This window comes from Ruminococcus sp. SR1/5 (assembly GCF_000209835.1).
GTDB classification, from domain to species: Bacteria; Bacillota; Clostridia; order Lachnospirales; family Lachnospiraceae; genus Blautia_A; species Blautia_A fusiformis.
In genome coordinates this window covers 109,611-118,999 of record NC_021014.1, presented here as the reverse complement: position 1 = coordinate 118,999, position 9,389 = coordinate 109,611, and the positions used below count along the sequence as shown (strand labels likewise).

Annotated in this window: 8 protein-coding genes; all 8 read right to left on the bottom strand. The window is 45.5% G+C overall.

Annotated features, from left to right (window positions below; all coding sequences use genetic code 11):
* Positions 1 to 53 precede the first annotated feature (53 nt).
* A complete protein-coding gene (locus tag CK1_RS00595; RefSeq protein WP_015524413.1) occupies positions 54 to 1,097 on the bottom strand; it encodes a LacI family DNA-binding transcriptional regulator in 1,044 nt (347 codons plus the stop codon).
* A 15-nt stretch (positions 1,098 to 1,112) separates the two neighbouring features.
* Positions 1,113 to 1,574 carry a helix-turn-helix domain-containing protein gene (locus CK1_RS00590; protein ID WP_306288663.1) on the bottom strand — a complete coding sequence of 154 codons (462 nt, stop codon included), beginning with the start codon at positions 1,572 to 1,574 and terminating at the stop codon, positions 1,113 to 1,115.
* Entirely contained in the window at positions 1,571 to 2,698 is a 1,128-nt protein-coding gene (locus CK1_RS00585; protein ID WP_015524412.1) for a response regulator, read from the bottom strand. Before CK1_RS00585 ends, CK1_RS00590 begins: the two co-directional genes overlap by 4 nt.
* A complete protein-coding gene (locus tag CK1_RS00580) occupies positions 2,698 to 4,437 on the bottom strand; it encodes a cache domain-containing sensor histidine kinase (protein ID WP_015524411.1) in 1,740 nt (579 codons plus the stop codon). Before CK1_RS00580 ends, CK1_RS00585 begins: the two co-directional genes overlap by 1 nt.
* Before the next feature lie 134 nt (positions 4,438 to 4,571).
* The gene (locus tag CK1_RS00575; RefSeq protein ID WP_015524410.1) at positions 4,572 to 5,939 is read right to left on the bottom strand and encodes an MFS transporter; all 1,368 of its coding nucleotides are present in this window, start codon (positions 5,937 to 5,939) and stop codon (positions 4,572 to 4,574) included.
* Positions 5,940 to 6,242: 303 nt separating this feature from the next.
* On the bottom strand, positions 6,243 to 7,190 hold the full coding sequence (locus CK1_RS00570; protein ID WP_015524409.1) for a substrate-binding domain-containing protein: 948 nt from the start codon (positions 7,188 to 7,190) through the stop codon (positions 6,243 to 6,245).
* 119 nt (positions 7,191 to 7,309) lie between these two features.
* Entirely contained in the window at positions 7,310 to 8,461 is a 1,152-nt protein-coding gene (locus CK1_RS00565; protein WP_015524408.1) for an iron-containing alcohol dehydrogenase, read from the bottom strand.
* A gap of 137 nt (positions 8,462 to 8,598) precedes the next feature.
* Positions 8,599 to 9,384: a 5-deoxy-glucuronate isomerase gene (locus CK1_RS00560; protein ID WP_015524407.1), complete on the bottom strand. Its 786-nt coding sequence runs from the start codon at positions 9,382 to 9,384 to the stop codon at positions 8,599 to 8,601.
* Between the last annotated feature and the right edge of the window lie 5 nt (positions 9,385 to 9,389).

Genomic DNA, 9,389 nt, shown 5'->3' with positions numbered 1-9,389 from the left:
ACAGCATCCCCTTCCGCGGCGTCCCTCCGCACAAAAAAAGAAGACACCCCACTTCAGTGTCTCCCCTCCGGAATCGTATACTCATTCCTTATATATATTTCCGTAAAAATCTTCGCCCTCTCCGGCGCTTCCCCATTAAACAGCAGCCGGAACAAAATCATCACCGGCTCATACCCCTGTATCCTGGCATCCTGCCCGATCAGGAAATGAATAAACCCTTCCCTCATCAGCTCATAATTCCGCCCCATAAAATCATTGGCAACCATCTTCACCTGACCAGCTTTCCCCGCTCCGGCGATTGCCTCACACACCCCCTCCTCACCATGAGAAGTAAGATATATCCCGTCAAGATCCGGAACATCCTTAAATATCCCTTCCGTAATCTCCCTGGCCCTGCCATTCTCCTCAAAGCAATACTCCGGCCCAATGATCTCAATCCCAGGATACTTCCGCGCAATTTCCTCACGGAATCCAACCACCCTGCTGCTCAGAGAAGTATTGGTACTATAGCCGGAAATCACAGCAACCTTTCCTTTTCCACCGGTCAGCTCCCCCATAAGCCCCGCAGCCGCACGGCCACACTGCACACCGTTCTGCCCTACAAAGCAAAGCCGTTTCGTATCCTCCACATCCGAAGTAAACGTCACCACCGGGATCCGAAATTCCTCCACAAACCGGTCAATTTCCCTTTTCACACGTTCCTCATCCAAAGGAACCATGGCAATACCACTAACCTCTTCCATCCGCATCTTCTCCATGGCGAGAATAACATCCTCCGCATTCTGATGCTCGATCTTATGGACCAGGACTGTACCACCAAGATTATCCACCTCAGCGCACGCCTCCTGTATCCCCTTCAGAACTTCTTTCATAAAAGGTGTTTCCGCACCCTGCAGGATCACGCCGATCTTAATATTATTTCTGCTCATGGATAGAGCACGGCCCAGTTGATTCGGCTTATACCCCATCTCATCAGCGATGGCACGGATCCTCTCAGCAACCTCCGGACGGATCCTGCCCCTGTTATTTAACGCTCTGTCAACAGTACCTCTGGAAACACCGGCAGCTTCCGCGATCTGCCTTATAGTAACTCCCATACTAAGCACCTCTTTCTATGATAATCCGGATTCTTTTCTGTATTCCGCAGGACTTAAGCCCGTAAACTTCTTAAATGTCTTGGAAAAATAATGATAATCTCCAAAACCGGAACGCAATGCCACATCCTTCACTTTACAGTTTGTTTCTGAAAGAAGCTTCTTTGCACAGTCGATCCGAAGCTCCTGCACATAATTGGAAAAACCGATCTTCATCTCCTGTTTGAAAAGATAACTGAGATAAGCAGGATTTACCTCCGCCGCATCTGCTGCATCCTGAAGGCTGATCGGCGCTTCATAATGTTCCCGGATAAACTCCAGTGCTTTTTTCACAGCAGCAGAGATTCCCTCCGGAACAGCATCCTCTTCCCCCACAAAAAGCTGTGAAATACAGGCACTGCCCTTTTCCCTGAATTTCTCAAAGCTTTCGATATCTCCATACCAGATGGGCTCTTTCTCAATTCCGGCTGTCTGATTCAATTTCTTAAGCCACTGTACCAGAAGTCTTCCGTCGGTATAACGATCCTGACAGTCAGCGAGAACCTGTGTCCAAAGCTCCTCCGCTTTTTTCGGTCTTTCCCTGCCTTCAGCCTGGAAATCTGCCCTTCCAGCTTCTCAGCACTTTCCGGCAGAACACTGTCCGCTTTCTTCCGCCCTTCAAAATAAAGGATCTCTTTTTTCTCATAAAAATGCAGTTTCATCATTTCTCTGGCCTGCTGATAAGCCTGGCGGATCCCATCCTCTCCCATGCAGACACTGCTGACACTGATACCAAAATCACAAAGATCCTCCTGACAGTGCCGGTAGCAGATCGCTGCTGCCTCAGTCAGTCTCTGCTGCATAGCCGATGTCCTGCAGTCTCCGGAAAGATCAAGAAAACAGCAAAAAATCCCTGCGCCAAGATAGACCACTTCCGCAAATTCACTTTCTGTCCCAAGAAGCTCCTCCGTACGTTCCAGCAGTCTGTGACGGAAATGATGGGAATACTGTTCCACTTCCAGCGGCGTCCATTGTCTTTCCCTCTCTGCCCAGTTCTCCATAAACATACAGATCACAGCACTGTTAAAATATTTCCCGGCGATTCCTGCTTCCACACGCTTTTCCTCACGTGCCTGATTTTTCAGCATCCCCGAGATCAGTCCGTTAAAAAAATAATACTTCAGAGCGTGACTTCCCAGATGGATCAGCTTTCTCGTCCGTGCCTGTTCCTGACTTTTTTCTCTGCGCTTCTCGATCAGCCGGGCTGATTTTTCCAGAGTATCATAAAGACTATCCTCGTCCAAACTGTTCTTTAATACATATTCATCCGCCCCAAGGCGCATGGCCTCTTTTACATATTCAAAATCATCATGACAGCTGAGCACGATAATATAGATATCCCTGTTTTCCTCACGGATCTTTCTGATCAGCTCAATTCCATCCATCACAGGCATGGTAAGATCCGTCACAAGAACATCGATTTTTTCTTTCTGAAGGAATCCATAAGCTTCCTCCCCGTCTTCTGCATCATCCACGATCTCATATCCTGCTCTTTCCCAGGAATCCAGGGTTTTGAGATAGCTCCTTACAAGAAAATCATCATCTGCCACCAGTGTTCTGTACATTAATTTTTTCTCCCTTCTTCAGGCATATCATAGATCGCAGGCAGAAATACCGTGACCTCCGTACCGTTTCCACTGCTTACATATTCCATTCCTCCCTGTGTCCCGTAATAAAGCTCCAGGCGTTCTTTTACATTTGGAATCCCCACTGCGGAAAGTCCGTTTGTTTTTTTTGCATGACTGTTAAAAAGATCTCGGATCTGCTCTTTTGTCATTCCTCTGCCGTTATCCTTTACTATGAGGATCAGCTTTCCTTCACTTACGTTTCCGCTGATCCAGATTTTTCCTGTTTGCCGTTTGATGTCGATCCCGTGAAGAAGAGCATTCTCCACAAGCGGCTGAAGGATCAGTCTTGGAATATAGCACCGGTATGCTTCCTCAGAGATCTCATATTTCACCTGAAAGCTTCCCTGATAGCGAAAATCCTGCAGATGGATATAATTTTTCAGTATATGGATCTCATCGGCAACAGAAAGGAAGCTTCCCTTTTTGTTGATACTGGCCTGCAGAAGCTCCACGAAATCTCCAATAAGCCCTGCCAGCTCTTTTTCCCCTTTCAGAAATGCCGCAAATTTGATGGAGTTCAATGTATTATACATAAAATGCGGTGTGATCTGATACTGCAGTGCTTCCAGCTCTGCATCTTTTTTCTGCTTTTCCTCTTCGATCACCTGGGCGATCAGAGCTTCGATATAATCCAGCATGTGGTTGAATTCTTTTCCGAGGGTTCCGATCTCATCAGCAGTAGTCACTTCTGTACGGAGGCTCAGATCTCCCTCACCAACCTTCTCAACCGTGCCAGTCATGGATCTGAGCGGTCCGCAGACTACTCTGGAGAGCCACAGTGCCAGCAGCACAGCTGCCACAAAAACTGCACCAAATATTCCGATCAGAAAGAGCCGCATCCGGGAAAGTCCGCTTAAAACTTCTTTTTTCGGTACCTCCAGATATAAGCCGCAGTCTGAAAAGCTACATCTGCTGAAAAAAGAGATCACACCGTTTTTTTCTGCATAGCCTTCCATTTTGGGAACATTCTGGTCTGTAATCTCTGGAAATGTTTTTCCAATGTCACTGTAGTCTCCGGATGTCACGATTTCATCATTTCTGTCTACCAGAACTATTCTGGTGATCTTTTCGTCATTGACAGCTTCCAGATATTCGTAATAAATTGCCCGTTCCCTGATGTCTGCGACAACATACCCCAGAATCTCTCCGTTATCATCCTCTACCTTCTGGATCACAGAAAGAAAGCTGCCGCCTTCATGGATCGGAGATTCCACAAGAACCGGAAAGGAATCCAGTTCCTGTATTTTTTCCAATTCCTCGATATGTTCTCCTGAAATCCCCTGCTTGTTTACCGGAAATTCCTCAGAAGTCACAGCCATTTTTTTGTCTGGAAAGACAAAGTAAAGGGAGTTGATATCTTTATATTCCCGACTGTGTTCCCGGAGAAGCCCAGCCATATTTTCCAGGCTGTTTTCATTTCCTGTACAGCTGTAGTCCTTCGCATTATTCCGTATATCTGTATCCCAGGCAGTTCTCGTATTCACATAATAAATCTCTTTCAGGGATTCGTCCAGATCTTTTATAGTCTGCTGCATCCGTCCATACAGGATACCTGAATAATTTTCTTCGATCATCCCTGCTGCCCGAAAATAAAATACCACCGTAAGAGAACAGGCAGTAAACATGGTTACTGTCAGGATCGCCAGTAATATCTTTGCCCGGATACTTTTTAACATAGAACTCCTCCCTTCCGTAAAGCGGATATACGCCTCTCTATGCTATATGCCCATAAACGCAGGAAACAGCAGGAGTATCCTACCCCTGCCTGATTTCCTGTTTGCGGTTGAATATATGTTTTACAATAAAATGTTTATAACTGTCCGTGTGCCTCGCGCTCGGTAAGCTCCTGCATGATCGCCGGATACATTTTGTCAAGCTTATATCCGAAAAGCGTTACAATGATCACTGCTGCAATGAGGATCGGTCCAAATTTATAAAGAGAAACGATCATCTCCAGTGCTGTTTCCGGCTGTGCAGTTATTCCTGCAGATGAGCTTACATATCCGGAACTGCTTAAAAGACCTGTGATCACTGCGGAGGCAAGACCTGCGCCAACTTTTGTTCCGATGGAACCGCCTGCAAAGATCAGACTTTCCTGACGGATATGGTTTTTCCACTGTCCGAACTCTACTACATCACCAACCATACTGAATACAACTGCGTTCAGTGGAGCAAGTCCGATGGCACGTGTGACACAGCTCATAACCATGAAGCCGAAGCTGTATGGATTCAGGAAAAACAGAATCTGGCCGCCAAGTGCAACAAATCCACCGACAAATGCGATATTTCTTTTTCCGAATTTCTTGATCAACGGTGAGCAGATGAAGATTCCCACTACCAGAACCAGGGTTTCTGTAAGGAACAGTGCGCTGTACATCCATGTATCATTGTTGAAAATATATTTACAGTAGTACGGAAGAATGGTTCCTGTGATCGTAAAGGATACACTCTGCACTGTCCACAGAAGCATTACTGCCCAGAAATACTGATTTGCAAAAAGTGCCTTCAGCATTGTCGGAATCGGAAGCTTCTCATCTTTCTTTCTTGCTTCGATCTGAACCTTTTCCTCACATCTGAAGAAGCAGAGAAGCAGAAGTGCAAGTGCAAGCACTGCCCATACACTCATAACCTTGATCCATGCAGCCTGATCATTTCCAAGAAGCTTTACAAGCGGCAGTGTACAGGTTGCTGCAACGATCTTTCCGATAGGTGACAGTCCCATTCTCAATACACTGAGTTTATCTCTCTCTGATGATTCGCGTATCATCATTGAAGAAAGGCTTCCATATGGAAGATTGATCGCTGTATAGCATATGGTCGTACAGAAGTTATAGGTTACAAAGAGATACAGAAACTGAAGCATCCCTGTTGTACGCGGCACTGTGAAAAGCAGTACTGCTGACAGCGCAAACGGAATGCTCATCCACAGAAGCCAGGGTCTTGATTTTCCCCATTTGGAATTGGTCCTCTCTACAATGACACCCATGACCAGATCGGAAAATCCATCAAAGCATCTGGAAAGTAACATTACCAGTCCTACTGTTGCTGCGCTTATCCCTACATAATCTGTGTAAAACAGCGTCAGCAGTGTTCCGATCATTCCGAACACGATATTACATCCTACATCTCCTCCAGCATAACACAGCCCTGTTGATACCGAAAGTTTTTTCTTCTCCATCTTATTATCCCGCCCTTTCATTTCTTTTCGTTTTTTATTTTCGCTTTCCTTTTGATGATTCTATTTTATCGAAAATACAGGATTATCATAGTATGAGAAATTTTAGTTTTTCGGTATTATTTTTACCTGACTGTTAAATCTGTACCAAAGTTTTTCTGATTCTGATATCTCTACATCCTTCTTTTGTCCTATTTTTATGTTTCGTGTTTTATTTTTGGATACCAGCCTGACTTTTTACCGAATCAGTCAATGCCTCTGCCGGATTGTAAAAAATAATAAGCAGCGGACGGAAACCTGCTTGTATCAGGGATGAGAATGTCCGTCATCCTTCATATATGTATCAATATTTTCTTCGGTAAGCACCTGGGAATCCAGAATCTCATCTTCTCCTGTTCCCTCTCCCTCCAGATCCTTCACAATATACCGGATGGTTTCATAACCGATCTGATAACCGGACTGCGCGCCAAGCGCCACAATACGCCCATCCTGAACCGCTTTCAAGGCATCTTCCTGAGCATCTACGGAAACAATAGAAATCTCCCGTCCTTCAGTTGCCTCTGAAAGCCCCAGGGCCGTCACTGCACTTGTGGCCATGATTCCGTTAAGATCCGGATACTTCACCAGGATCTCATCCACATCCTTCTGGGAAACCCGCATATTGCTGTATCCGTTCCGAACCATTTCAATGGTGATCCCTGGCTCTTTTTCCATATATTTTTCAAATCCGGCAACACGCATCCGGTGTCCAGCCTGCTTAAAATCACCGGCGATCACGCCAATCTTTCCTTTATGATCCAGAGCCTTTGCAAGCTGCTCGCCCAGCTCATAGCCTAGTTTTTCATTGTCAATTCCAATATAAGGGATTTCTGAATCCTCTATGGGAGTATCACAGGCATATACAGAAATCCCCTTTTCTCTTGCGAAATTTAAATAATCTTCGCATTCATAGGAATCTATAGGAGAAACTGCCATCGCCTGGATATCGGTTTTCAGAAGATCCCGGATCATATTTTTCTGAACCTCTTCTTCTGTTTCGGAATCCGGAGACAGAATCACCACATCTGCATGATATTTTTCTGCCGCATCTTTCATTCCGTCGCAGACAGACAACCAATATTCACTGCTTTTAGATTTTGTAACAACACCGATCGTTACCTGCTCTTCTTCTGTTTTCTTTGCAGAAGACCCGCATCCGGAAAGGCTGCAAACTCCTATGACTGCCACCAGAATACAGATATACTTTTTTCTCATGAAGGATATGCCTCCTTTTCTTTTGCAGCTATATTTGCCACGGGAAAAAAGACTCCGGAGCCTTTTTCTCCGGTCCGGAGTCTTTTCCTATCTGGCAATGCAGGGTTTACATTTACATTTTACCAGAGTTTTCTGTAGATTTCTTTTACTTCCTCTTCTGTTACATCACGCATGGTATTCTGAGGACTTCCACTGTCCATGGCATCATGTGCCATTTTGTCGATGACGTTGAAGAACTCTTCTTTATTGATACCGAACTGCTCCAGAGTCGGAGTATCCAGTTCATTTACAAGTGACTCTACTGCTTTCAGGAATTTCTCAGCTGCTTCCTGATCAGAATCAGTTGCATCCGCCACACCAATATCACGTCCCAACGCTCCGAATCTGTCGTATGCTCCGGGAAGCGCAAAGGTAAGGCACTCCTTCAGAAGCATGGCATTGGAAAGTCCGTGTGCTACATGGAACAGTGCTCCGATCGGACGGCTCATTCCATGGATAATGGTAACAGATGCATTGTTAAATGCGATTCCTGCCTCAAGAGCAGCGACAGACATCTGTACACGAGCTTCTTCATTCTTTCCGTCTTTATATGCAACCGGAAGATATTTAAAGATCCTCTTTACTGCAGATACTGCAAAAGTATCGGAAAGTGTCTGTGCTTTTCTGGATGTATAAGCTTCCACACAGTGGCAAAGTGCATCAAGACCTGTTGCTGCTGTGATCTTTGGAGGTGCAGTCATAGTAAACTGTGGGTCGATAATGGCAAGATCCGGCATGAGAACTTTGCCTTTAAGAAGCATCTTGATGTCTTTTTTGGTATCCGTGATAATCGTGAACTGTGTTGCCTCAGATCCCGTTCCTGCTGTGGTAGGGATCGCCGCCATTGGCGGCATCTTTACATCGATCACTTTTCCCATGTAGTCGGAAATGCTTCCACCGTTTACTACCAGTGAGCCGATGGCTTTCATGGAGTCAATGGGGCTTCCGCCTCCCAGAGCTACCAGGAAGTCACAGTTCTCATCTTTATAAATCTGTAAGCCTTTTTCGATCATGGTATCTGTTGGCTCACCACAGATGTCAGAATAAATGCTGTATTCAATGCCCTGATTTGTCAGCGCCTTCTCAACTTTTGCACAGTTTCCCAGGTCGATCATTACTTTATCGGTTACGATCAGAGCTTTTTTACCAAGGAGTTTCAGTGCTCCTTCTGCCATGTCCAGTGCTCCGGAACCGGAAATAATTTCTCCAGGTACAATAAATTCTCTTGCCATTGTCAAAATCTCCCTTCAGTCAGTACAATTTTTTCATAATAGCAGCAGGTCTACTGCTGTCCGCTCCTCACAAACAACAGCATTTTCCTCTTCCTGCTGCCTGTTATTTACGATCCAGTATCAGTATCTCCGAATCCTTAAAACTCGGCGTCATGAAGCCAGGTATATCTCTCATCCTCGCAGCGGTCTGTCTGCAGCCACGGATTTCCGTCAATGTGGCGGATCATCCAGCATGTATACATCTGATATCCAGGTGCAACTGCCTGCGGATGAAGCTCTCCTCCTGGAATTGCGGAAAAGCTCTCGTCTGTACTCTTAAATACCTGATCACCGACAAAGCTTGCTCCAAACCCTTCCGGATGATCAAATTTGAAAAAGTATGTCTCAGGCTGCGGATGTCTGTGCGGCAGGTATCCGGACCAGTTTCCTCTGTCATTGAGAACCTCACCAAGAACCATATTGGACTCCGGTGAAATGTCATGATCGAAGATGGTGTTTACTCTTCTCTTCGCAACATTTCCGAACTTGCCTACGCAGGAATATCCCCACGGAGCATCTTCCGGTTTGTAGAGTTTTGCACCGAAATCTTTCTCGTTCTTTGTGCACTGAACAAGGATCTGTGACTCTGCATTTGCTACGACTGTAATCTCAGTTCCTGTGCATCCGTGAACACACCATGGTCCCTCTGTGAACACGTCTTTTCTGGTTGCTGCAGCTTCGTTTCCGTTCCATTTATAGGTAATGTTTCCGGAGAGGAGGAGAACTGCTGTCTCCTCACCCTCTCTTAAAAATGTTCTTGTCTCTCCTGCTTTCATACGGTAAACACGGATGTCCATCATCATGGCCTTGTACTCATTATCGTATGTTGTAAGAATCTTTTCGCCTTTTTCGTCATATTCCGGATAACCAAATACTTTACTCATTTTCT

Excerpts from the sequence above, each read along its gene's own strand:
- CK1_RS00595 (WP_015524413.1), bottom strand. The coding sequence starts at position 1,097 with ATGGGAGTTACTATAAGGCAGATCGCGGAAGCTGCCGGTGTTTCCAGA.
- CK1_RS00585 (WP_015524412.1), bottom strand. The coding sequence starts at position 2,698 with ATGTACAGAACACTGGTGGCAGATGATGATTTTCTTGTAAGGAGCTAT.
- CK1_RS00580 (WP_015524411.1), bottom strand. The coding sequence starts at position 4,437 with ATGTTAAAAAGTATCCGGGCAAAGATATTACTGGCGATCCTGACAGTA.
- CK1_RS00575 (WP_015524410.1), bottom strand. The coding sequence starts at position 5,939 with ATGGAGAAGAAAAAACTTTCGGTATCAACAGGGCTGTGTTATGCTGGA.
- CK1_RS00570 (WP_015524409.1), bottom strand. The coding sequence starts at position 7,190 with ATGAGAAAAAAGTATATCTGTATTCTGGTGGCAGTCATAGGAGTTTGC.
- CK1_RS00565 (WP_015524408.1), bottom strand. The coding sequence starts at position 8,461 with ATGGCAAGAGAATTTATTGTACCTGGAGAAATTATTTCCGGTTCCGGA.
- CK1_RS00560 (WP_015524407.1), bottom strand. The coding sequence starts at position 9,384 with ATGAGTAAAGTATTTGGTTATCCGGAATATGACGAAAAAGGCGAAAAG.